This window comes from Methylocystis suflitae (assembly GCF_024448135.1).
GTDB classification, from domain to species: domain Bacteria; phylum Pseudomonadota; class Alphaproteobacteria; order Rhizobiales; family Beijerinckiaceae; genus Methylocystis; species Methylocystis suflitae.
Window position 1 is genome coordinate 1 of sequence record NZ_JAMRYX010000201.1, and the last position, 23,279, is coordinate 23,279.

Consider the following 23,279-nt stretch of genomic DNA (forward strand, 5'->3'; position numbering starts at 1 on the left):
TACGACCGACGCGGCGGCGCAAAAATTCCTGGCGGACGAGATCGGGACAGCGCCGGCCGCACCAGTGGCAGCACGGCGCCGGTCGCCGGAGTTCGACATCCGAGATCATTGCGTCGCTCGCGATCGTCGGCGAGCCGGGCGATAGAAAATCATCGGGAGGCGGTGGGGGTGAACCCTGATGCGTCACGTTTTTGCATCGCGCCCGGTATCGGCGCGCGCGCTCGGCATGCGTGAATCGCCCTCGGCGGCTGGCCTGGTAACGGGCTCCCGCCGCGCGCTGGCCACCCCGCCGGGCATGGGGGCCGCAATCCCCGGCGCAGTAAATCTGGCCGCGATCACAACAGCTACAGATCAGCGCCTGCGCGCGACACCCAGCGCATAGAAACAACCTGGCTGATCCAGCGTCGCCATGGTCGGATTGGCCAACGCCATGTGGACGAACGCCCAGTTTCCAGCAATATTGATCGAACATGCGTGCCCGGCACGGTGTGGGGCACGGCGTCGAGCGGAACCGGCAAGTCGAGATCGACGCCGTGCTTGTCCTTGAGAAGGACAAGCTCATACCCCAACATCCACCGTGACGTCAGGCCGCCGCCACGCACCGCCGCATCAATCTCAGCCACGCACCACCATCGTCTCGGCACCCCCGGAGAAGCGGCCAAGCTCACAACCGCGCCATCTATGCGCGGATTTTCACCGCCATCGACAGGTCGCCTTGCTCGAGCAACATCGACATGTCTGCGATGATTTCCCCGAGGTGTTCTATCGCTCGATCGACCTGTCTGGGGCCTTGTGCCGATTTGGTGGAAGGATTCGCTCAGCAAACTGCCAGCGACGTTCAATGCGCGCGCCGAGACGGTCGCCGAAAAGCCGATGTTCCGATCGGCATTCAAGGCGCGCAGATGCGTCATTCCAGCATCGGGCTTCTATGAGTGGACCGGCGCCAAGGGCGCGAAGACGCCGCACTACTTTTCAGCGCCCAACGGCCGCCCGCTTGCCTTCGCAGGACTGTGGGAGAGCGCATCCCATCCCGACACAAGGCAGATAATAGACTCGGCAACGATCATCGTCGGAGCCCCCTCGAACCCGAGGAAGATTTTCTTTCGGCGTGGGCATTATGCAGGCTCTTGCGCGCCAACTCGGAGGCGCGTTGGAGGTGCTTTCGGCCCGGGGGAACCACCCTAAGCGTCGCATTCGCAAGCACGACGGCGTGAAAATGATTGGCGTGGCGACCATGCCTGCAGCCATCAATGAATTTGTTGAGGTTGCCGGCTATCGCGTTCATTTCACGCCAATTCGGTTGCGCGTCATGAGAGTGCACAACGAGACCCTGAAGACAATGTGGGAATTTTATTCAGCGCTCGTTCAGTGGCTGGATGGGAAACGATGGACGAGCCTGAAGGAGATTTCCATGTCGAGCAGAATGTCTCTCGTCGTGGCCTTGGCCACAGCTTTATCTCTCACAACCGCAGCGGCAGCGATACGAGCCATTATGACTGGCGTAGCCCAGGCAGTTAACATGATAATGACGATGATAATTAGCGCCGTCGCTCGCATTCCCGCGCGGCAGCTCTAATCCTCTCGCGGGTTGCGCGAGCGAACATCCTGACGTCGCCAGAGAGACTGGATCCTGGAGCAACCGGCCTCAAGAACCCGCGAAAGAGCAGCCGCTACCTTCTCCTTCTGCCGCAATCGAAATGCGCCTCCGTTGGGGCGCGAGGGAGGTCAACATGAGCCCAGCGAACGATAATCGCGATCCGTTTGTACAGCTTAAGAAGGATCTGCGTTTTGTGCTGGACCACGAGGGTAAGCGGCTACGGAAATTTGTAAGGGTGACCGGCGTCGACGCCCCCTGGCGGCCAAACCCGCTTGTCACTCGTCTAGAGGCCGCGGCGGCACGGCTCAAAGCCGCCGGCTGGATCGGCAATGCCCACTGGCGAGATTCGATGAAATGACGAAAAAACGCCCCGCTGACGCCGGATGGACACGCAGCGGGACGTTCTCGGCACGCCGGCGAGGGACAAATCGAACCTTCTAATTTTCCTGCTCCGTCAATTTTACGGTGCCAGCAGATGAAAGGCACTTCGCAACATGATGAACTTTCAATTAACAGAAGCTAAAGCGTTTGAGAGATCAGGAACACTTTTTTGCGACGGAAAACGCGTTTTTGCGACGGAAAAACGCGACCACATTCCCGCAACGGCCTTCGGCGGCAGCGACTGCTTGCCTGATTTCATTCGCGGCATTCGAAACGCACAAACGGAAATATCCGCTGGCTGGACCTTCGTAGTTTATACTCAGTATGTCATGGGCACATCGCTCTGCTCGAATGGCGACAGCGTAAAATAAAGGAGGGAAGTTAGCGCCGTCGCTTAAAGCGGAAAGCGCACCTATTTCATTCTCGAGCGCCCGTCGTGCTCGGCTAGGTAACGTAGCGAGCACTTCTGACTCAAAGTGCGTTCGCAACTTAACCGCCGCATCTTGAAATGATATGACCGCCTGACTGTCGATCGGAATGTTGATATTATCTGCTTTCATCTTCGCCTCTGCTCAATCCGCATCTGAGCGTTTGGGGTTCAAACAACGTCGGGCGCACGCAAGCGCCAAGGAAATACAGAATTACGGCGATCAAATGGAGCCCACTAGGGAAAACGATTGGCATGATCAGCGGGTTGGCAGTTCCGTGGTGTCTTCGGACTGGACAATCGAGCCGGGATTTCGCGACACGAAGGACCTTCGTTTCGGCATGGGCCTGAGCGTTCTACGCATCGCCGATCCACAACGGCGCGACAGGCTTCTTCTTCTGAACGCCTTCGCCATCGTGCTTATGACGCTGCTCGGCGCTGCCGGCGAAAGCCTCGGCATGGACCGCCATCTCAAAGTCAATACCGCCAAACACCGAACCCATTCGTTGTTCCGACAGGGATGCATGCTTTATGAGCTGATTCCAAACATGCCGGACGCCCGGTTGCGGCCCCTCGTGGTGAGGTTTCATGAATATCTGAGTCAACACGAAACCTTCAATCAAAGTAAGCGCCGTTGGCGCCCCATTGATTTTTCGGGTTCGGGCGGATTTTCGGATGTGAGATTCTTCTGAGGGACAGCCATGTCTCTGGAAGGATCCGAAGATGAACGAGAATGCGAAGGTCGAAACGGCTTTTGGCGCAGGATTTATCGGACGTATGGATTTTCGTCGTTCACGTTCGGGCAATCGGCTGTGGTCGAAGGAGTTGAAGGGCCGGATCGTGCGAGAGAGTCTCGCGCCTGGAGCGCGCGTCGCCGATGTAGCCCGCAAATATCGGATATGCGCGCAGCAATTGACGCAGTGGCGCCGCCAGGCGCGCACCGGACGGCTCGCGCTGGTGACCGACGGTCCCGGCGAGTTCGTGGAGATCGAACTCGAGCAACCCGCCGCTCGCAGTGAAGGCGATGCGAAGATCGAGATTGTCGTCGGCAAGGTCGTGTTGCGGCTGGAGCAGGACATCGCGTCGACGCGCATCGCCGAGATCGTGGCGGCGCTGGAGCGCGGCGCATGATCATTCCGTCACAGGGGCTACGGATCGTGCTCGCCGTGCGTCCTGTCGATTTCCGCTGCGGGCATGACGCGCTGGCCGCTCTCGTGCAGAACAAGCTCGGACTCGATCCGCATTCCGGGCTCATCGTCGTGTTCCGCTCGAAGCGAATGGATCGCTTGAAGATTTTGCTATGGGATGGAAGCGGACTCGTGCTGATCTACAAGCGTCTCGGCGATGGCGGTTTTTCTTGGCCGCAAATCAGCGACGGCGTCTTGCAATTGAGCCGGGTTCAGTTCGAAGCTCTGTTCGAGGGGCTGAACTGGAAGCGCGTCGGAGAGCGGATCGTGGCGACGCCGACCGCTGCGAACTGATCGCAACTTCGGCTTCATTCGGCGCCTTGCTTGCGATAGATTCGCCGACATGACGCCGAGCTTCGATTCCGCCAGACTCGCAGAGCTTCCTGCCGATCTACGCACATTGTTCGAAGCGCAGCGCGCCATACTCGAAGCCGAACGCATCCGCGCCGAGAACGAGCATCGCCGCGCCGAGAACGAGCTCGCCGCGCGCCTTCACATCGAGAGCGAGCTGGCCGCATCGAAGGAGACGGTCGAACGTCTGCAATTGCTCGTCAAGGAATATGAACGCGCGCGCTTCGGCAAGCGTTCGGAGAAGTTCGATCCCGATCAGTTGCAGCTCGTTCTGGAAGATATCGAGATCGCGATCGCCGAAGTCCAGGAGCGCGAGGACGATCGCGCGCGCCGCTCGGGGCGCCCGGCGACGAGGGAACGAGCCGGCCGCGCCGCGCGCGCCTTTCCCGCACATCTGCCGCGCGTCGAGCGCGTGATCGAGCCAGAGAGCCTCGCATGCCCCTGCGGCTGTGGCCTGATGGTTCGGATCGGCGAGGACCGCTCTTGCCGCCTCGACGTAACGCCGGCGCAATATCGCGTCATCGAGACCGTGCGGCCCCGCTACGCCTGTCCGAAGGACAGCGCGGGCGTCGCCCAGGCGCCGGCGCCCGCGCATCTGATCGCGGGCGGCGTCCCCACCGAGGCGCTGCTGGCGCAAGTGGCGGTCGCCAAGTTCAGCGAGCACATGCCGCTCTACCGCCAATCGCAAGTCTTCGCGCGCCACGGCATCATGCTCGACCGCGCCGTTCTATCCGATTGGATGGGAACGACAGCCTTCCACCTCGCGCCGATCGTCGAGCGCATGAGCGCGCTGATGAAGCTGTCCGGCCGCCTGTTCATGGACGAGACTCGGGCGCCGGTTCTCGATCCCGGCCGCGGCCAGACGAAGACGGGCTATCTGTGGGCCGTTCTGCGCGACGACCGCGGCCATCGCGGCGCCGATCCGCCGATCGTGGTCTATCATTACGCGCCGGGACGCAGCGGCGAGCACGCCGAGCGGATGCTCGAAGGATTCGACGGCGTCCTCCAGGTCGACGGCTATGGAGGCTATCATCGTCTGGCGCGCGCCGAGCGCAAAGGCGGCGCGCCGCTACGGTTTGCCTGGTGCTGGAACCACGGAAGGCGCGAGATCATCGCCGCCACGCCGAAAGCAGGCTCGCCCATCGCCGAAGCGATCCTCGCGCGCATCGCCGCGCTCTATGCGATCGAGGCGGAGATCAGAGGCAAAGAGGCGTCGATCCGGCAGAGTGTTCGCGCCGAGCGGTCGCGGCCTCTCGTCGCCGAGCTCGACGATTTTTTGCGCGCCCAGGCCGCGCGCCTCTCCGGCCGCAGCGACATGGGCAAGGCCGTCGCCTATCTTCTGAATCATTGGGACGGGCTGACGCTGTTCCTCGACGACGGTCGCGTCGAGATGGATACCAACCTCGTCGAAAATCAAATCCGACCTCTGACTCTCACACGCAAGAATGCGTTGTTCGCGGGGCACGATGAAGGTGGACGTACATGGTCGCGTCTGGCTTCGCTCATCGCGACCGCGTTATGCCGAGCGCGGCATAAGCAGGTTTATGCCGCCCGCCGAACTATGCCGAGTGGTTCCGGTATGGCGCTTCATTGTGCCGCTGGCATCTTGCCATCGCATATACGCGCCCTCCGTTCCATTCGGCATAGTCTGTCAGCTCAGAGCGCCTCCAGGAATGCGAGCAGGTGGTCGTTCGGCTGGAAGCGGGTTGGCTTGCTGCGCACGTAAGGTGAGAGCTTCGCCAAAGCTGCTTCCTTGAGGGCGAGGTGGGCGTGCAGGTAGGTCTGCGTCGTCTCGACCGATTCATGCCCGAGCCACAGCGCGATCACGGAGCAGTCGACGCCGGCTTGCAGCAGTTCCATCGCAGCGCTGTGCCTCAGCACGTGCGGCGACACCCTCTTGGCCTTCAAAGACGGGCAACTCTCATGGGCGACGCGAACATATTTTCCCAGCAACGACTGGACGCTGTCGGCACTGAGCCGGCCCCCGTGCATGTTGGGGAACAATGCTGTTGCTCCTTTCCGTGCCGGTTCCTTGAGCCATGCCTGAAGCGCGCGCCGAGCGAGTGTGGTCAGCGGAGTGGTCCTCTCCTTCCGTCCTTTGCCGACGCACCGCACGTGTGCGCCAGACCCGATGTGGACGGCGTCCCGATCAAGTCCAGTTAGCTCGGAGAGGCGCAAGCCCGTCTGGACCGCGAGCAGCAGCAAGGTGTGATCGCGGCGGCCAAGCCACGTCGTTCGATCAGGCGCGGCGAGAATCGCCTCGATCTCGGGGCGAGTCAGGAAGTGCACCTGTCGCTTGTCGTGGCGCTTGCTCGGTATGGCGAGCACACGCTGGATCAGCGAACTGTGTTCAGGTTTCTCAAAGGATACAAACCTGAAGAAGGAGCGGATGGCGGTCAGGCGCAGATTACGCGTCTTCGCGCTGGCGCCGCGCTTCGTCTCAAGATCGCTCAGGAACGCGCCAATGAACGTTGCGTCCAGATCGGTGAGCGTTAAAGCCGACGGGGACCTCCGCAACCGCTCCTGTGCGAACATGAACAGCAGCCGGAACGTGTCCTTATATGAAGCGATCGTGTTGGCGCTGACATTACGCTGTTGCATGAGTCGCTCGGTGAAGAAGCGCTCGATCAACGGGGCGACATTGCAGGCGGGCTTCATGGCGACACCTCCCATCGCCGATCCAGACGCCGCGCAGCTTCTTCCATCAACTCGGGGCAGGTCGAGAGATACCAGTAGGTATCGCGCACGCAGGCATGGCCGAGGTACGTGGAGAGCAATGGCAGTTGCTGCTCAACGTCCTTGCCTTCGCGATACCAGTCGAGCAGCGTCCGAATGGCAAAGCGATGACGGAAGTCGTGCACGCGTGGCCCGGTATGATCACCTGGGCGCCGCAGGCCGATCTCTCGGGACAGTCGCCAGAAGACGCGATGAACGTACTGGTGCAGCAGGCGACCTCCCTGCTCGGCGACGAAAAAGGTCGAACCGCAGCGCGATCCCAGATGTGCGTCGCGCCGCGTGGAATAGCCGCGCAGCGCGGTACAGGTCGTCGGATGCAATGGCACGAGGCGCGACTTGCCGAACTTGGTCAGTCGGACCGTCAGCACGCCGGCGTCGAGGTCAACGTCATCACGCTCCAGGCCCATCGCCTCGGATATACGCATGCCCGTCACGGCGATCAGCCCGAAAAGGGTATGGTAGGTCCATCGGCGCAGCCCGTCCTCCGGCGGCAGAGCCAGCGCCGCCGTCAGCAGCGCATCGATTTCGGCGTCGTTGTAGACATAGGGCTTGGCGCGCTTCCATCCCGGCAGCATGCCAACTGGCGGCACCTCCGTTCTCGAATCGAAGCTGGCGACATGACGCGCGAAGCCGCGCACGTCGCTAAGCCGGAGCGCCCAGGATGCATGACGATCAGTCGGGAGTGTCGCCCATTCCAAGGCGAGCTTCGTCGTGATGATCCTGGCTTCACGCTTTTCCATAAAGGCGACGAAGTCGGCGAGCCGTCGGGTCTGGTGCTCGTACTTGTATCCCAGTCCCTTGCGCATGCTCAGGTACTTCTGGAGTGCGGAATGCAGATTGGTCATTGCACGCCTCCCGGCCAGGGAAGGCTCAAAGTTCTCAGCGCATTGATGTCGACCTTCGCGTAGATCCGGGTGGTGTCGTGGCTCTTGTGCCGCAGCAACTGTCCGATCTCCGACAAGGTCGCGCCGGATCGGAGAAGCTCTGTGGCGAGACTGTGCCGGAAGACATGGGCGCCGCGGTGTGCGCAACCTTTGATACCGGCGCGATCGAGAGCGGTCTTGGCGATCTGGGTGATCGCACATCCGGAAGCAAAGCCGACATGTGGCGCGAGTGTGCGGACAAACAACCGTCGGCACGACGACTTTGGGCGGCCATTCCGCAGATATGCAACGATGGCTGCACCGACGTCTGGCGGTATCGGCATCCGTGCTCGCTGTCGGCCCTTGGCGTGAACGAGCATCTCGCTGGCGCGCCAATCAATATCATCGAGCGTGAGCGTCGAGACCTCGCCGGCGCGCAGGCCGAGCCTGGCCAGCAACAAGAGAATGGCGTGGTCGCGCCGCCCCATTACCGTCGCCCGATCGCAACCGTCGAGCGCCTTCCGCACCTGAGCGGCAGACAGATAGGTCGGCAGGGTTGCGAGCTTCCAACCTCGGATCGATGGCACGCAATCCGCCAATGCGCACGGGTTCAGCTTCTGATGGTGGAGGTAACGGAGAAAGGCGCGCAGCGACGAGCACATCGCCTTGCCCGTCTTCGGGCTCCAATCCCGGGCGTGGCGCTCAATATAGCTGGTCACGTCCCCCTGGCTGATCTTGCACAGGTCGTCGGCGCCGCCGGGGCACACCTCGTGCAGGAACCTGCGAATGACTGGGAGATGGCGAACGATGGACTTCGGAGCCAAGCCGCGTTCTGACAGCAAGTAGGCATCGAACTCCTTGAAGATCCGATCGTGCGGAGTGAGAGGTGGCGGAACCATTGGCGCGATCGCGCCGTCCTCGCGCAGCACCGACAGCCATCGCCTAAGCGCGGCTCGGTCGCCGGGTTGGATAGACTGCCTCCCGCCTCGATACCGGAGATACCGTTCAACGACCTGCTCATCGAGATCTGCCAACTTGTAGCGCCGGCCCGCGATCCAACTCAGGAGCCCGCCAACCACGTTCAGGCATCGCCAAGTGCCGTGCCGAACAAGCTTCTCTTCGACGAGACGAGCGGCATAAAGCTCGACGAGATGTCCGTGCGGTCCGCTTTTGAGGCCCCGGTACAGCTGGCTTCTACCCAGGTAGTCTTCAACTTCCATCTTCCTGTTCTCCGCTGTTTAAAGCGGAGAGACAGAACGAACTATGCCGAGCTGATCATATACCGGCCAGAGAAAAATCAGGGGAAAAGGCCAACCCGTTCGGCATAGTTCGGCGGGCGGCATAAACCTGCAAGCTCAATGGCGTCGAGCCCTATGCCTGGATGAAGGTGACGCTCGAGGCGATCGCCGACGGCCACGCGCAGTCGCGCATCGACGAGCTGATGCCCTGGGCCTTCAAATCCTCGCCGCTGGCTCCGGCCGCCTGATCGCGCGCCAACGCGCCGAACCAATCGTTGGCAAAGCTTTGCGCCAAACGCTTGCAATGCCTTGTCGCAAAAGATTGCAAGCTGTTCTTCCACTTCAACCGCAATGGGAGATGAACGGCGCTTACCAATCAAACCTTCGCGATCGTGTAAAAAATGAGGGGATGGCTGAGAGCTGCAGCAACACGCGTGAACCAGCGCATTCTTGTATTTACGTGCAACGTGACACACTCAAGGAGATGAGCTACCGGGTTCGCAGCGTTGTCTGCGAACATACTCGCGAGATCAACGCAAAATGAAACGGTTTCTGCTGCTCATCGACGAGTCGGCGACATACCTCAGATTGAACCAGGCTTCCGTCATCAATTATTGTCAGCGCTATTGGAAGGGACTGCCGATCTCGAGCTCACGAGCGGAGTCCACGGTCAATGCTCTGGTCAACGCGCGCATGAACAAACTGCAGCAGATGCGCTGGTCGCCGCGCGGCGTGTGCTTCAAGCGAGAGCCGCAGTGATCGATGGCCGGTTGAAAGCTGGCGCGTTCAATCTCGCGACCTGACCCCCAGCATCTTCCCACTCCCCAGGTTGGTGGCGGTTACGAACGCTTTGACAATTAATTCGGGGGCAAGGAATAATCCCTCCGAGCCCCATAACCTGCGCCAGGCATCCTCGTTGTAAGGCTCATGGCCGCCACTTTCGACCCGGTAAAATTGGGTCACACCCTCCCGTTCGCAATGGGCGGCCCGCTCGACGATCACCGAACGTGCTGAGACGCTTCTTGTCGCATTGAAACGGGTTTGGTCGAATCGCGCGCACTGCCGATCGCTGAGCAGGAACGAGCGAAGGTGGTCAAGCGCCCAGAACGAACCGAGCATTGGATAAGGTCCAACGCCTCCGGCGACCGGAAAGAAAGGATCCTCCGCGCCGCTCACGATCACCACGCGGTTCGGGAGCGTCCGGCATTCCTTCCCGAGAGCGGCTGGCATTCCACCGGATATCAAGCCGACGCCCTGGAATAGGTCGGGATGACGACAAGCTGCTTGAACAGCGAGAAGCGCTCCATTTGAAAAGCCGGCGACAAACACATCTCGGGAACCGAAGCCGCGTGCGACCAGCGCTTCCCGCAAATCCAGAATATAGGCTTCATCCGCCCTATCGTCGGCTCCGTTGGCTCCGAAATATCGCCAGAACCCGCCGCGGCTCTCCGCGAAGGCGATGCTCACGCCCTCGCGGCTTGCCGCCTCAGCGAAGCCGGAGAAGCGCATGGATTGGCTCGCGCTGCCCAGCGCCGGGTGAAGAAAAATAAGCAATGAATCAGCAGTCTCCTGCGGGAGGAACAAGGCCGTCCGCCCCTGGTTCAATCGCAATACTTCGAGCCGCGGGGAAATGATTACGTCGATCCCGCCCAGGGAGGGCGCAAGTAGCAAACTCAACAGGGCCAGGGCCGCATAGACGCGGAAAGACATGGCTTGAGGGAGGCGCCCCGGACCTCGTCTGATCAATTTGTCCATCGCCCACGAGCGTGCTGCGCATACAAAGCCTTTCACCAGCATTCAGCTTGTCAACCCAGTTGAGAGCGCGACGAGCGGGAGTGGCGGAACCTCGCGCGAAACGAACGCGGATTGTTTGGAAATGCGCCCCCCGTCCGTTCCCGCCACCAGTCTTCGAGGATCGGAGTCGAAGGGCGAGAGACGGACAGCATCAAGCGCGGGGCGAGGCCAATACCGTCTGACGGACCTCAGTAGTAGTAATATTCGACGCAGACCGCGTCGCCATAGTAATCCGAGCCCTAGCGCGCGCGCCGCGGGGGCCCGGGTTTTGGCGCCGTCGCCGCGCCAATGACTGCGTCGCTTGCCGCTCCGATGGCCGCGTCCGCCAGCATACTGGCCGACCCGCCATGCTGGCCGACCCGCCATGAGAGAGAGCCGAATCGACGGCCGCGCCCCCAAGGCCGCCGATCGCCGCGCCGCCAAGCGCCCGCACGTCAGGACAGTAACATGCGGCCAGCGAAACGCGATCAGTCCGGCCACGGCAGCGACAATGATCTTTGTCATTACGCACCCTCTATCTTTCGCCGTAGCTCGAATAGCCTCGAAGGCGATATTAGGCGAATTCGGCAACAATGCGTTGAAGAGCACATCAGTTGCAGCTTGCGGGCCGGCAAGCATGCCATCGCTTCGGCCAACCGAAGCCCGCCGATGCGACATTTGTGCGCGCTTCAATGTCGCCATCTCCGGCATCCACCATAGCAACGGCTTCTGTCTCGAAATCTCTGACGACGGACGGCCTGGCGCGCGTCGAGGCGCTGCGAGAAGCAGCGTCGAAGAAAGTTGTCGCGCACGGGTGGGGACAGGATCTGTAGGATGTCGGTGATCAAGCTCTTATGCGCGGGTTGGTTACCGCATTCCCGAAAATGCGTCCGGGGCTGTCCCGATCTTACAGCGGGCGTCGGCGCCAAGGCCGGCCACAAAGCGGCTGACGGGCATTCCCCTGCCGTGACCCTGCCCCCGCCCGTGCGCGAGTGGCGAACTATCGTCGCGCTTTAGACGATTTGCGCCTCCCTTGCGGCCGACCACATGAAGCCCACCAGTTCACGAGCAATCGCAGCGCAAACGACGGTCGTCTTTTTTCCTCGCGCGACGAGCGCCCGGTAACGGGCAGTGAGACGTGTTTGGGCCTTCCAGGCAATCTCCCTCACACGCGGCGGCACGGCTTCGATCTGGTAGAGCTTCTTTTTGCCGATCCGCGGCGAATGCCTATAGGTCCAGGCGCTTTCGACCAGCATGTGACGCACGCGCCCATTCCCTGCTTTGGTGATGCCGCCGCGCCGAACCGTATCGCCCGTCGAGCGCTCACTGGGCGTGAGCCCGAGGTAGCCCATGAGCTGACGCGGACTATCGAACCGCCGCAGATCGCCGAGTTCCGTAGCGCAAGTAACGGCCACGATCAGATCGATGCCCCGCAATGCCTGAAGAGCCCGGACCACCGGCGCGAGCGACCATTCTGGAATAAACTCTCCGATCGCCGCCTCTAGCCGCTCCACTCGCTCCTTCGAGATTCTCACGGCTTCGACCATTTCCTGAAGCGCGATCTGATGGGCCGGATGATCGAACCTCTGTTCTTGCAACCAACGAAGGTGACGGGCGCCCCATGTCGTTTTGCGCGGAAATATCCGACCGTGCCGAAGCATGAACGCGCTGACTTGCTGCCGATGCACACGCAATGTTTCGACGGCGGCTGACCGCGCACGCACAAGATCGCGCATCGCCTCGTGGCCTTCGTCGGGAACCCATACCGCCGTCAATTCCCCGGCCCGAAGTAGCCTGGCGCGCGCCACGGCGTCCCGACGGTTGGTCTTTACCCGATCGCTCGGCTTTCGGGGAATAAGCGACGGCGCCACAACCGTACAAGGAAAACCGAGGCCAACGATGAGACGATACAGGCCATAACCGGTGGGGCCCGCCTCGTAGCAAAAATGGGCTCGTTCGTGTTTGGCCGTGATCCGCTTGATCAGTCTGCGCATGCCCTCCTCAGAGGCATCCACTTCGCCGAGATAGCGCACTTCGCCGTCGCGCCCTTCGTCGGCAATCGCAATCGCATTGCGTGTCTTGGAAACATCGATTCCAACAAAAATCTCGTTAGACTGGTCCATGGCTCGTCCTCCTGCGCTGAGGATCGGCTCGGCTTGTCGAGTAACCCTCGCTCGCGCAGCGTAGGACGAGCCACCCCAGTCGCAGTAGCGGACATACGGTCTTACCATTCAATAGCCGCAACATTACCCACGTATCGTCAAAGCAGAACCCCATTCAGCTGTGTATAACGAGCGATGCTTCGGAGCCAACGTTTCGCGTTGGCGTCATCAAATAGCCCGCTCTAGATGCGGGACCTCTGATGAGCCGTGTCAGCGAGCGGCTTAGGCGTGCCGCAGATCGATACTGCGATGGATCAATCTCCGATGCGTCTTCACCGGTAAGTCGGAAGACTCATTTTCTGAAGGAGGCAACCATGCGAGTAACTGTACAGCCTTTGTCACGCACCTTTGCGGCGAACGTGTTGGCATTGACGTTTTTGTCCATTCCCCTTGCGCCTTCAACGGCGCAGACGCAACCGCCGGCTCAGTCATCCAAGGAAAAGGTAATTCCGGATCAGAAACTTGATGCGGCGGCGGCCGCCCTGCCGTACGTTAGCAATCTCCAACAAAAGTATGAGCAGCAACTTGCGGCAGCAACAGCGCCCTCTGCCAAGGAGCGACTCACTAAAGAGGGTTCAGATGCGATAGTGAAAGCAATCACCAAGGAAGGTCTCTCTGTAAATGAGTTTAACGCGATTATCGAGTTGGCCGAGAACGATCCAGGGCTTCGAGAGAAGCTTCTGCGTCGCGCTGGACCACCGATCAAGTAGCGCTTGCTCAGGCAGAGACGGAGCGCTCTCCCATTGGATCAAGGTGAGCCGAAACTCCTTGACTAACCACCATTGACGTCCAATGCAGCAACTCTTGCGTAGAGAAAAGTGCGATTTTATGCTGACGCACTGATTGCTATGCTAGGTGCGTTTGGCGCAACAGCCAATAACCAACCCGAGCAGCCCGTTGGCGACCAATGAGTTCGCCGGAGCGACAAGAGCGCGACCGAAGGGGTTGGGAAGTGAGAACCGCAGGCTGCGCCAAGCAAACGAGATTTGGTACAAGTCGCTTTACCGCCGCAATCTAGACAATGGTGGTAAGGCGCCTTGCCTCAAAACGCTTGGGACAGCATGCCATAAGCAAACGTTAGCGCGGGCGGAGTTGTCTTCGCCGCGTGCATTGGTGCGCAGTTAGTAGGCCCTCGCCGGATTTTCTCTTCGGCGGATTATTGCCTGCGCGTCGATCGGCGAATGTCCTTCAGGACCTGCTCGGACGACAATGTCGGGGTTCCGGATTTCTGGCTCATCTCCACTCCTTAATGGTTACGATGAGCCACAAATGCTCCGTTGCTCAACCCGCTAAGTTTGTCTCAAAGGCGCTGACGCCAGACACCTCACTGAAGGCGTCACGCCGCGGTACAGCATCTGCACGCTTCGAGAGCATGGATGAATTTTTTTGACCAGCTGTGTGCGTCCCCGAGTCGTATTCGGCTGATTAACGCTTGATGACGCTCCATGCGCTCATCCCGGGACATGGTGATCGCGCGCTGAATCGCTTGCGCGACTTCATCCGTATCATAGGGGTTGACAATCAAAGCCTCTTCAAGAGCCTCGGCGGCTCCGGCGAAACGCGAGAGCACCAAAACACCCGGATCGTTTTCGTCTTGCGCGGCAACATATTCCTTCGCTACGAGGTTCATGCCGTCCCGCAGCGGCGTAACGAGCCCAACCTGACTTCCCCGATAGAGCGCCGCGAGCGTTTCGCGCGAGACGAGCCGATGGATATAGCGTACGGGAGTCCAGTCGAAATCGCCAAACTCGCCATTGATTTCGCCGGAGAGGCCTTCAAGTTCGCGCCGAATGTCGATATAGGCTTGCACATCCTCGCGCGTTGGCGATGCTATTTGCATGAGCGTTGCCGCTTTGCGGTGCTGCGGATATAGCTCCAGGAAACGCTTGAACGCCCGCAGCCTGTCTGGCAGGCCTTTACTGTAATCCAAACGATCCACGCCCAATATATTCACCCGAGACTCGCCGCGCCGATAGAGACGTTCAATCCGCACTTCTGCTTCAGGACTGGTCGCGATGGAAATAAAAGCGTCGACGTCGATGCCAACCGGAAACACGCCCGTGTTGAGCGTCTTGCCCGCGGCGAAAAGCGTATCTTGCGATCGCATTTTTCCTCCTAAGAATTCGCACACGAACCGACAAAAATTTGCCTGATCAACGGAGGTTTGAAAGCCGACGAGATCATATTGAAGAAGCGCGTCGATGAGCCACCCATGCTCGGGCATGGCGGCGAGGACGTCGGGAGGTGGGAAGGGAATATGCAGAAAGAAGCCAATGGCGTTGTTGACTCCGCGTTCACGCAAATTGGCGCCTAGCGGAATGAGATGATAGTCGTGCGCCCAGATAAGATCCGTCCGCTTTAACAAAGGATGCAGCATATCGGCGAAACGGTCGTTGACGCGACGGTAGCCTTCCGCGCTCTCTTGTGTGAACTTCGCGAGATCCAGCCGGTAATGATGGACCGGCCAAAGGGAACTATTTGAGAAACCCAAATAATACTCGTTATAGTCCGCCTCCGTGAGCGGAGTGACGACGAGCGTTATTCCTTCGAAATTCTGGCGGGAGATGCTGAGATCTTCCTCGCTTGCCACAATCTCGCCGTTCCAGCCGAGCCACAATCCTTCGCGATTGCGGAGCGCTTCAAGAACGCTGACGACAAGGCCTCCAGCTCCCGGACCGCATTCCGGGTCGACAACGCGGTTGGACGCCACGACGAGGCGGTTCACTGCTGCGTCCTCCATAGAAACGAGGAACGCGCGCCGCCGCCGACAATCACAACCATGGAAGATCTGTTCATTGCGCCTTCAGCGCATGTCTTTGCGCGACTCGAACGCCGGATATTCGAGCCCGTTTTGAAACTCGCCGATATCGCGAGGTCAAAAGGGCGCGGCGCTCCGTTGCTGGCCGATTTTGATCGACACGCCGCCAAACGAGTCGACGACGACAAGCCCCGCCCTATCAGTATCATCATCGCCTGCGATAACCCGGATTCAATTCGAGAAAGACGCTTCTCCGGGGAGCGGCCTGATTGCCGTCCCCTTGTCTGAGTTGTTCTGATTAGGTTCGTATACTTCAAATGCTATGTCCCCATGCCGCAAGGGCAAGATTGGGGCGACCGCGTGTCAGGTCATCGACAAACTCAAAATATTTCAAGTCAATTTTGGAAGCGCTCAAAATGCGATGGAGTGGTGCGTGGCGGCGCTTATTCGCCTTCAGCGCGAGCGCTGCGAGCTGCTCAGCGCGCCTCGCTGCGCCTGCTGATGCGTGGAGGCTCAATCACGCAACGATAGATTGTACACATCCATTTCCCCCGTCGACAGCGGGAGCGACGCCAACCATTGAAATAGCGGTGTTGGGCGCCAGTTCAATTGCGGAAAGTCAATGCGAAGGAAGCGAGCGCCACATTTGTCTCATGATTCGCGACAAAGAATGGTCCGACATCCGCTCTCCTCGGGCGTCGCGCGCACCCGTGAAAGTAGAATTTAGGCTTGCCCATGCTTCCCTGGGTCGACGACATCGAGAGCTGCGCAATTTTTCTTGATCTCGATGGAACCATCATCGAGATCGTCGAACATCCGGACGCGGCCCGTGTCGCGCCGGAGACGCTCAGATTGCTGGAGGCGCTTCGGGAAAAATCGCAAAACGCCGTCGCGGTGATCTCGGGGCGGGAGCTGGCCGTCATCGATCGTTTGCTGCATCCCCTGAAATTGCCGGCGGCGGGTGTCCATGGCCTGGAGCGCCGCGACGCCGCGGGCATGACGCATTTGTCGGCTCCGCTGGACCTCCAACCGATCACATTCGTTCTCGAAAAGAACATTGGAGACGAAAGCGGCGTGGTCGTCGAAAAAAAGTCCGGCGCGGTCGCGGTGCATTATCGGCTGCGGCCTGATCTCGAACGACGATGCTGCAAAGTTGTCGAAGAGCTTGTGGGACAACGCGCCGATCTTCGTATTCTTCACGGCAAGATGGTAATCGAGATCATACAAAAGGGCTTGAACAAGGGTGATGTTATAAACGCCTTTTTGAGCGAGCCGCCTTTCCGGGGACGCATTCCTGTGTTCGCAGGGGATGACGTCACCGATGAAGCGGGCTTCGCTGCCGTAAACAGCCGTGGCGGAATTTCGATCAAAGTCGGGGCGCAGAACACCGAGGCGCAATATCGCGCCGAAGACATACGGGATTTGGAGCGTTGGCTGTGGAATCTCGTCGTTGAGCACTGCGAGGATCCAGCCCGATGACCGAACTCGGAGTCGTCGGCAATTGCTGCTTTGCGGCGCTCATCGATCGCGACGCCAAGGTGGTTTGGTGCTGCATCCCGAGGTTCGATAGCGAACCCGTCTTCCACAGTTTGCTTGGAGTCCAGAAAGGCGCCGAGGATTCAGGAACTTTCGCCATCGAAATCGAAGACTATGTTCATAGCGAACAGTCTTATGATGACAATACCGCGATACTCGAAACCATCCTGCACGGCAAGCAGGGATCGGTGCGCATCAGAGATTTCGCGCCGCGCTTCTGGTGGCGTGATCGGCCGTTCTTGCCCCAGACCCTGGTGCGCAGACTGAAGCCGGTCTCGGGTAGCCCACGCATTCGCATTCGCGTGCGTCCGCGCTTTGACTACGGCGCGTTGGCGCCGACGCTGACAAGGGGCTCCAATCATATTCGTTACGTCGGCCCGGATTTCACGCTGCGCCTGACGATGAATGCGCCAGTCGACTATGTTCACGACGAAACGCTCTTCAATCTCAATCATCCGATCGACTTGATCCTGGGAGTCGACGAAACGTTGGACGAGGGCGTCGCGGAGACCGCGCACGACTTCGAAACGCGCACACGCGACTATTGGCGGCGTTGGTCGCATCGGCTAGCGATTCCCTTCGAGTGGCAGGACGCGGTCCTCCGTGCGGCCATCACTCTTAAACTTTGCACATATGAGCCGACCGGAGCGATCGTCGCGGCGCTGACGACGAGCATTCCCGAAGCGCCGGATACGCAGCGTAACTGGGATTATCGCTATTGTTGGCTGCGGGACGCTTACTTCGTCGTCAGGGCTCTCAACCGGCTCGCGGCCGTGCGCAAGATGGAAAATTATTTCGGCTGGTTGATGAATGTTGTGGCATCGGCCGTCGAAACAGACATTCAGCCAGTCTATGGCGTAGGTCTCGAATCCGTCTTGCAAGAGAAGATCGTATCCTCCTTGCCCGGATATCGCGGCATGGGGCCGGTACGTATCGGCAATCAGGCCTATCAGCATCTGCAATACGACAGCTATGGAAATGTCGTTCTCGGCGTAACCCAGGCTTTCCTCGATCAACGATTATTGTCGCCGCCGACGCGCATGGACTTTTTGCGTCTCGAAGCGATGGGACACAAGGCGCTGGCCGTCTACGACAAGCCCGATGCAGGCATGTGGGAGCTACGCTCTCGCGCCAGCGTCCACACGACCTCCGCCCTGATGTGCTGGGCCGCGCTCGATCGTCTCAGCGTCATAGCGGCGCATATCGGTGAACCTGATCGTGCTCAGGATTGGCGAACAAAGGCTGATCAGGTCAAACAGGTCATCGTCGACCGGGCCTGGTCGCCGAAACGGGAGTCTTTCGTCAGCGCCTTCGAGGGCGAACACCTCGACGCCGGTATATTGTTGATGGTCGAGGTCGGTTTTCTCGATCCCAACGACCCGCGCATGATTTCAACTGTCAGGCAAATTGAGAAGGTCCTGTCTCGCGGCCCGCATGTCTTGCGTTACGAAGCCGCGGATGATTTCGGCGTTCCCACGACAGCTTTCAATAGTTGCTCATTTTGGCGGATAGACGCATTGGCGCGCATGGGCCGTGGCGAGGAGGCGCGAGAATATTTCGAAGAACTGCTCGCCTGCCGTAACAAGCTCGGAATGATGTCGGAAGACGTCGACGTTCAAACGGGAGAAGGCTGGGGAAACTATCCGCAAACCTACTCGATGGTCGGCGTCATCAATTGCGCCACGCGGCTCTCGCGAGCGTGGGACAAAGCGATATGAGACGGTTGGCGGTTGGTCCGATCGGGTCGATGCGTCGCCTCTCACTCTTGTGGCCTGAAAGACTAAATGCCAAGCGTTTCCATCGACCGCCGGGATCGTCCCGATTTGCGGAACGGCTCACTCGTCCACTTGGCTCAAAGGCAGGCAGACCGCTTCGAGCGGTTTGCGCTCGGCAGCGATCCCCCAAAGCCATTCGACTATCGCCGCGCTGATCATCAGCGCCGCGCCCAGCGCATAGCCATCGAACACCCGTGCGCGTAGTCCCGTTCCGATCAGCGTCCCTAAAAGCCAGGGGCTCATCACGCCGCCCACCAGCGTTCCGAGCGCATAGAAAACGGCGATGACGAGCGCGCGGATTTCGAGAGGAAAAATTTCGCTGACGGTAAGATAGGCGGAGCTTGCCGCCGCCGAAGCGACGAAAAAGACGGCGGCCCAACCCGCGGTTTGTTGCGTGGCCGTCAACATGCCCTCTTCGAAGAGATAGCCGACGCCGAGCAGCAACATCCCGGAAATGGCGTAGGTGGCGCTGATCATGACCCTGCGTCCCACCGTGTCGAAAAACCTGCCAAGCAGCAACGGACCGAGAAAATTACCGCAAGCCAGAGCAAGAAGATGCCAGCCGATCTGGCCACTGTCGATGCCGTAGAAATCGGTCAAAATCAGCGCATAGGTGAAGAACACCGCATTATAGAGGAAAGCCTGCGACGCCATCAGGGCGAGTCCGACGAGCGTCCGCCGAGGATAAAGGCGAAACATCGCCCAATAGATTTCGCGCAGCGGCGTGTAGGCGCGCGCTCTGAGCCTGATTGTTGGCGTATGGTCGGCGTCAGCTTCTCGCCATTGGCGCGCGCATTGCTTCTCGATCGCGGCGACGATCTCTTCGGCTTCGCGCTCTCGCCCGTGAAGCATGAGCCAGCGCGGGCTTTCGGGAATCCATCGGCGCATCAGGAGAATCAGAAGACCAAGCGCGGCGCCGATCAGGAACGCCAGGCGCCAACCGAAGGCGGGGTCGACGATCGCCGGATCGAGGAAAAGGAGCGAACCGAGCGCGCCCGCCGCCGCGCCCAACCAAAAACTTCCATTGATCACGAGATCGGTCCATCCGCGAACGCGGGCCGGAATCAACTCCTGGATGGCCGAGTTTACGGCGGCGTATTCTCCGCCGATGCCGCAGCCGACGAAAAAACGGAAGAAGGCGAAACTTTCCGCGCTCCATGACGCCGCCGTCGCAGCCGCCGCTGCAAGATAGACAGCCAGGGTGACGAAGAAGAGCTTTCGTCGGCCAAGACGATCCGTCATCCAGCCAAACAGCAAAGCGCCCAAAACCGCGCCGCAAAGATAGGCGCTGCTCGCCCATCCTATTTCCGCGCTGGTCAATCCCAAGCCGGCGGTCTGCCTGAGAACGCCGGCGACGGCGCCTGCAAGCGTCACTTCGAGGCCGTCAAGCACCCATGTCACGCCGAGCGCGACGACGACCAAAGTATGAAAGCGGCTCCAAGGCAAAGCGTCGAGTCTCGCGGGGACGCTCGTTTCCACGACCATTTCGGATTCGGCGCCTTCGTGAGGCCGAGTCGCGATCAAAGACCGTGGCGCATTCCCGTCCTGAAACCAGCTCATAGCGCCGAGAGGCGTATCGTTCTCATCATGCGCTGCTTTGGATCGCCGAATGTTCGTCGATGGCCTTTGCGGTCAGATGCGCATGCATTGAAGCCTTCCTGCATTCGGTCCTCGCACCAAATGTCCGTCGGATGATGTGTGTCGTCACTGGCGCGGAGCAATCGTTCTCGTTCACTTTGACGTAAACATGATTGGTGTCGGCAAGAATTGTGTCGCCAATACGGTTTTGAACAAAACATCATAGGATCAGGGCGTGGCAATCATGGGAATCGTGTGAAGGATTTCGTTGCCCCGACAAAGCTTGCGGGCGCGTTTTCTTGATTCGCATGAGTTGGGGTTCTTCAGGCCGCAATCGCTGTCAATGCCGATGAAGCCGCCGGCATTCGCGCGGCCTTCCAGTTCCTTCTATAGAGGTGTCGCGTTGATCCTTCTCACTGGATGCACTGGCAATCCGGCGAGCACATTGGCTAGTCATGGCGAGGGATAGTCGTCATTTGGATTATATGTCCTGAACAGCGTCTGCGCGCTGGGCGCGCGCCGCCCGTTTTTACGCCGCGTCCGCGAAGAATCAGATGTTCCGTCCCTCCGCGAGGCCGTGCATCACGTGAATGCGCGCCACATCGGAATTCTTGCATATCATCAACAAAAAATGGCCACAGCCAATCGATAGAGCCATACTATGCGAGCACAAGCGACATTGGGCGCCCTGCGACGATCGTAGTTCAGCGAGCGTTCAGAATAAGCCGCGCAATTTCTTGTGGCGATCTTCAGGGCAATCCGCCGCATTCTCAGCCACGTTTGTTGTTCGCACTGTCATCGTCCCTCCCGGCGACCGCCGGGCGAGATGAACCGAGCACACAGCAGATCAGGAAGTCCGGGAACATGGGATCATGAGCGCAATTACCCAAATCGCCTTGCAGCGCATGAACGGGATGCGATCGCGGCGTCGAGAGGACAGGCGGTTAGCGGCGCGAACGGCTCCAGCGTCGATGCGCCCAATCCGCTTCATCGCATCTTACGTCCGCCGCCACCCTCTTTCCCATGCGATGGTCTTTCTTTCGGTGATTGCGGCAGTGGCCTTCGCCACGCCGCTGTCTCAGTACGCCGTCAAGAACCTGGTGGATATGCTAGCGGCCCACGATATCGCTCATGTCTGGGAGGCCTTCGCAATACTCGCCGCCGTCGTCGCGGCTGATAACATGACCTGGCGCGTTGGGGGTTGGGTCGCTTCCCATACATTCGTCACCGTCACTGGCGATATCCGGCGTGATCTGTTCGAACACCTGACTGGCCATGCCCCAGCTTATTTCGCTGACAGGTTGCCCGGCACGCTAGCCGCACGCATCACCGGCACTGCCAACGCGGCGTTCCAGACCGAGAGCGTGTTCGTCTGGAACGTGCTGCCGCCGTGCCTCGCTATCATCTTCTCGATCTGTCTGCTCGCGATGGTCGATCCGGTCATGGCGGGTTTCTTGGCGCTCACCTCGGGCGGACTTGCCTGGATCCTATTACGTTGGGCAGCTCGCGGCGGGTCGCTGCATCAGGAATATGCGAGCTCCGCTGCGGCCGTGGATGGCGAATTGGTGGATGTGATCAATAATATTTCAGTCGTACGCGCTTTCAGCGCCTTGATGCGAGAGCGGGAGCGCTTCGCTGAATGCGTGAAGCGGGAAATGCATTCGCGGGGGCAATCGCTCCGCTATCTTGAAAAATTGCGGCTCTTCCATGCCGCCGCGACCGCTGTTTTGACGACCATGATGCTCGGCTGGGCATTGCTGCTGTGGAATGCGGGAAACGCCACCACCGGTGACGTCGTATTGGTCAGCACGCTCGCCTTCAGCATTCTGCACGGCACTCGAGATCTCGCCGTCTCTCTGGTGAACATGACGCAGGATCTCGCTCGTCTTTCGGAGGCGCTGGCGACGCTGCTGCTGCCACATGAGATGACCGACGCGGAAAATGCGCGGCCCTTACCAGCGCGTCGTGGCGACGTAACATTCGAGCAGGTCAGCTTCGCCTATCCGGGCGGCTCGCCGGTGCTGCACAATTTCTGTCTCAACGTGGAAGCTGGACAACGCGTCGGCCTAGTTGGGCGCTCGGGCGGGGGCAAGTCAACCGTGCTCGCTTTGCTCCAGCGATTCCGGTTGGCTTCCTCGGGTCGTATCCTCATCGATGGTCACGATATCACGCAAATGACTGAGGAAAGCCTGCGAAACTCAATATCTGTGGTGCCGCAGGACGTGATGTTGTTCCATCGATCCGTGCTGGAGAATATACGCTACGGCCGGCCCGACGCGAGCATCGAAGAAGTGTATGCCGCGGCCAAGGCGGCCGGATGCGGGGAGTTCATCGCCGGGATGCCTCAAGGCTATGAGACGCTTGTAGGCGAACGCGGCGTCAAGCTTTCCGGCGGTCAACGTCAGCGGCTGGCGATAGCCCGCGCTTTCCTGCGCAACGCGCCGGTGCTGCTGCTGGATGAAGCAACCAGCGCGCTTGATGGCGAAAGCGAAAGAGCGGTTCACCACGCTCTGGACCGCCTGAAGCGAGATCGCACCGTGATCGCGGTCGCACACAGGCTTTCGACACTGCAGGATTTTGATCGGATCGTGGTGATACAGGATGGCCGCATTCTGCAGGACGGTAGTCCGACGGAACTGGAGACGACGGATGGTCCCTATCAGGATCTATTGAAACATCAGCGAGCCAACGCCCCGGGGGTTTCGGAGTGCAAAACTGCCTGAAATCTTAAGTGAGGTTACGTGACGCGTCGGCCATCATTGCCGCCGTCCGACGTACGCGGGATCGGAAAAGCTCGGTTCAAACTCGGAAGGCTTCGCGTCGAGAGCGCCGGGCGCCTGATATCAAAACATGCGGCGCGCGCCGCATGTCCTGAACCAAATCCGCAGCCTTTCGTCGAGTTCTCATCGAGAGCCTT

At 59.9% G+C, this 23,279-nt stretch carries 21 protein-coding genes and 2 pseudogenes; 15 read left to right on the top strand and 8 right to left on the bottom strand.

Translation table 11 applies throughout. The annotated features are described in order from the left end of the window. Positions 1–344: 344 nt before the first annotated feature. Entirely contained in the window at positions 345–623 is a 279-nt protein-coding gene (locus NEI07_RS15260; protein WP_256035705.1) for a hypothetical protein, read from the bottom strand. A 169-nt stretch (positions 624–792) separates the two neighbouring features. Between NEI07_RS15260 and NEI07_RS15265 the strand changes: the two genes are divergently transcribed. The 8 genes from NEI07_RS15265 (at position 793) to tnpC (ending at position 5,669) form a co-directional block, all read left to right on the top strand. Continuing rightward, entirely contained in the window at positions 793–1,185 is a 393-nt protein-coding gene (locus NEI07_RS15265) for an SOS response-associated peptidase (protein ID WP_256035706.1), read from the top strand. Then, positions 1,151–1,576 (top strand): hypothetical protein, encoded by a 426-nt coding sequence (locus NEI07_RS15270; protein WP_256035778.1) that lies wholly within the window; start codon positions 1,151–1,153, stop codon positions 1,574–1,576. The genes NEI07_RS15265 and NEI07_RS15270 overlap by 35 nt, the downstream gene beginning before the upstream one ends. A gap of 154 nt (positions 1,577–1,730) precedes the next feature. Beyond that, positions 1,731–1,955 carry a hypothetical protein gene (locus NEI07_RS15275; protein ID WP_256035708.1) on the top strand — a complete coding sequence of 75 codons (225 nt, stop codon included), beginning with the start codon at positions 1,731–1,733 and terminating at the stop codon, positions 1,953–1,955. Between the two features lie 136 nt (positions 1,956–2,091). After that, complete coding sequence (locus NEI07_RS15280) at positions 2,092–2,349, top strand: hypothetical protein (RefSeq protein WP_256035709.1); 258 nt, start codon at positions 2,092–2,094, stop codon at positions 2,347–2,349. Positions 2,350–2,632: 283 nt separating this feature from the next. Next, a complete protein-coding gene (locus NEI07_RS15285) occupies positions 2,633–3,097 on the top strand; it encodes a hypothetical protein (protein ID WP_407659917.1) in 465 nt (154 codons plus the stop codon). A gap of 31 nt (positions 3,098–3,128) precedes the next feature. Further along, a complete protein-coding gene (tnpA, locus tag NEI07_RS15290) occupies positions 3,129–3,536 on the top strand; it encodes an IS66-like element accessory protein TnpA (protein WP_256035711.1) in 408 nt (135 codons plus the stop codon). Beyond that, the gene (gene tnpB / locus NEI07_RS15295) at positions 3,533–3,886 is read left to right on the top strand and encodes an IS66 family insertion sequence element accessory protein TnpB (RefSeq protein ID WP_256035712.1); all 354 of its coding nucleotides are present in this window, start codon (positions 3,533–3,535) and stop codon (positions 3,884–3,886) included. Before tnpA ends, tnpB begins: the two co-directional genes overlap by 4 nt. Before the next feature lie 49 nt (positions 3,887–3,935). After that, positions 3,936–5,669, top strand: coding sequence for an IS66 family transposase (gene tnpC, locus NEI07_RS15300; protein ID WP_407659918.1), 1,734 nt, complete (start codon positions 3,936–3,938; stop codon positions 5,667–5,669). Here tnpC and NEI07_RS15305 read toward each other — a convergent pair. The 3 genes from NEI07_RS15305 to NEI07_RS15315 are packed head-to-tail and all read right to left on the bottom strand — an operon-like array spanning position 5,600 to position 8,762. Further along, entirely contained in the window at positions 5,600–6,601 is a 1,002-nt protein-coding gene (locus NEI07_RS15305) for a tyrosine-type recombinase/integrase (RefSeq protein WP_256035715.1), read from the bottom strand. The two genes, tnpC and NEI07_RS15305, sit on opposite strands and share 70 nt — an antisense overlap. Continuing rightward, positions 6,598–7,524, bottom strand: a complete 927-nt coding sequence (locus NEI07_RS15310) for a tyrosine-type recombinase/integrase (protein WP_256035717.1) — start codon at positions 7,522–7,524, stop codon at positions 6,598–6,600. The genes NEI07_RS15305 and NEI07_RS15310 overlap by 4 nt, the downstream gene beginning before the upstream one ends. Continuing rightward, entirely contained in the window at positions 7,521–8,762 is a 1,242-nt protein-coding gene (locus NEI07_RS15315; RefSeq protein WP_256035719.1) for a tyrosine-type recombinase/integrase, read from the bottom strand. The genes NEI07_RS15310 and NEI07_RS15315 overlap by 4 nt, the downstream gene beginning before the upstream one ends. Before the next feature lie 125 nt (positions 8,763–8,887). Between NEI07_RS15315 and NEI07_RS15320 the strand changes: the two are divergent. Together NEI07_RS15320 and NEI07_RS15325 are read left to right on the top strand one after the other, a co-directional pair. Further along, a pseudogene (locus NEI07_RS15320) lies at positions 8,888–9,028 on the top strand (transposase domain-containing protein); the annotation flags it as partial. 289 nt (positions 9,029–9,317) lie between these two features. Continuing rightward, positions 9,318–9,583: pseudogene (locus NEI07_RS15325) on the top strand (hypothetical protein); the annotation flags it as partial. Here the strand turns inward: NEI07_RS15325 and NEI07_RS15330 are convergent. Both NEI07_RS15330 and NEI07_RS15340 read right to left on the bottom strand, forming a co-directional pair. Continuing rightward, entirely contained in the window at positions 9,567–10,490 is a 924-nt protein-coding gene (locus tag NEI07_RS15330) for an alpha/beta hydrolase family esterase (RefSeq protein WP_256035721.1), read from the bottom strand. The pseudogene NEI07_RS15325 and the gene NEI07_RS15330 sit on opposite strands and share 17 nt — an antisense overlap. Positions 10,491–11,566: 1,076 nt before the next feature. Then, positions 11,567–12,676, bottom strand: coding sequence for an IS110 family RNA-guided transposase (locus tag NEI07_RS15340; RefSeq protein WP_256035723.1), 1,110 nt, complete (start codon positions 12,674–12,676; stop codon positions 11,567–11,569). Between the two features lie 353 nt (positions 12,677–13,029). Between NEI07_RS15340 and NEI07_RS15345 the strand changes: the two genes are divergently transcribed. Next, positions 13,030–13,425: a DUF4168 domain-containing protein gene (locus tag NEI07_RS15345; protein WP_256035725.1), complete on the top strand. Its 396-nt coding sequence runs from the start codon at positions 13,030–13,032 to the stop codon at positions 13,423–13,425. A 626-nt stretch (positions 13,426–14,051) separates the two neighbouring features. Here NEI07_RS15345 and NEI07_RS15350 read toward each other — a convergent pair. Continuing rightward, positions 14,052–15,440, bottom strand: a complete 1,389-nt coding sequence (locus NEI07_RS15350) for an alpha,alpha-trehalose-phosphate synthase (UDP-forming) (RefSeq protein WP_256035728.1) — start codon at positions 15,438–15,440, stop codon at positions 14,052–14,054. A 54-nt stretch (positions 15,441–15,494) separates the two neighbouring features. On the opposite strand from NEI07_RS15350, the gene NEI07_RS15355 reads away from it, so the two are divergent. From NEI07_RS15355 to NEI07_RS15365, 3 genes are all read left to right on the top strand, one after another. Next, on the top strand, positions 15,495–15,761 hold the full coding sequence (locus NEI07_RS15355; protein WP_256035729.1) for a hypothetical protein: 267 nt from the start codon (positions 15,495–15,497) through the stop codon (positions 15,759–15,761). A gap of 447 nt (positions 15,762–16,208) precedes the next feature. After that, positions 16,209–16,952, top strand: a complete 744-nt coding sequence (gene otsB, locus NEI07_RS15360; protein WP_256035730.1) for a trehalose-phosphatase — start codon at positions 16,209–16,211, stop codon at positions 16,950–16,952. After that, entirely contained in the window at positions 16,949–18,727 is a 1,779-nt protein-coding gene (locus NEI07_RS15365) for a glycoside hydrolase family 15 protein (RefSeq protein ID WP_256035731.1), read from the top strand. Before otsB ends, NEI07_RS15365 begins: the two co-directional genes overlap by 4 nt. Before the next feature lie 117 nt (positions 18,728–18,844). On the opposite strand, the gene NEI07_RS15370 is transcribed toward NEI07_RS15365, so the two are convergent. Next, complete coding sequence (locus tag NEI07_RS15370; protein ID WP_256035732.1) at positions 18,845–20,269, bottom strand: MFS transporter; 1,425 nt, start codon at positions 20,267–20,269, stop codon at positions 18,845–18,847. 1,064 nt (positions 20,270–21,333) lie between these two features. On the opposite strand from NEI07_RS15370, the gene NEI07_RS15375 reads away from it, so the two are divergent. After that, positions 21,334–23,085 (top strand): ABC transporter ATP-binding protein, encoded by a 1,752-nt coding sequence (locus tag NEI07_RS15375; RefSeq protein ID WP_256035772.1) that lies wholly within the window; start codon positions 21,334–21,336, stop codon positions 23,083–23,085. Positions 23,086–23,279 lie beyond the last annotated feature (194 nt).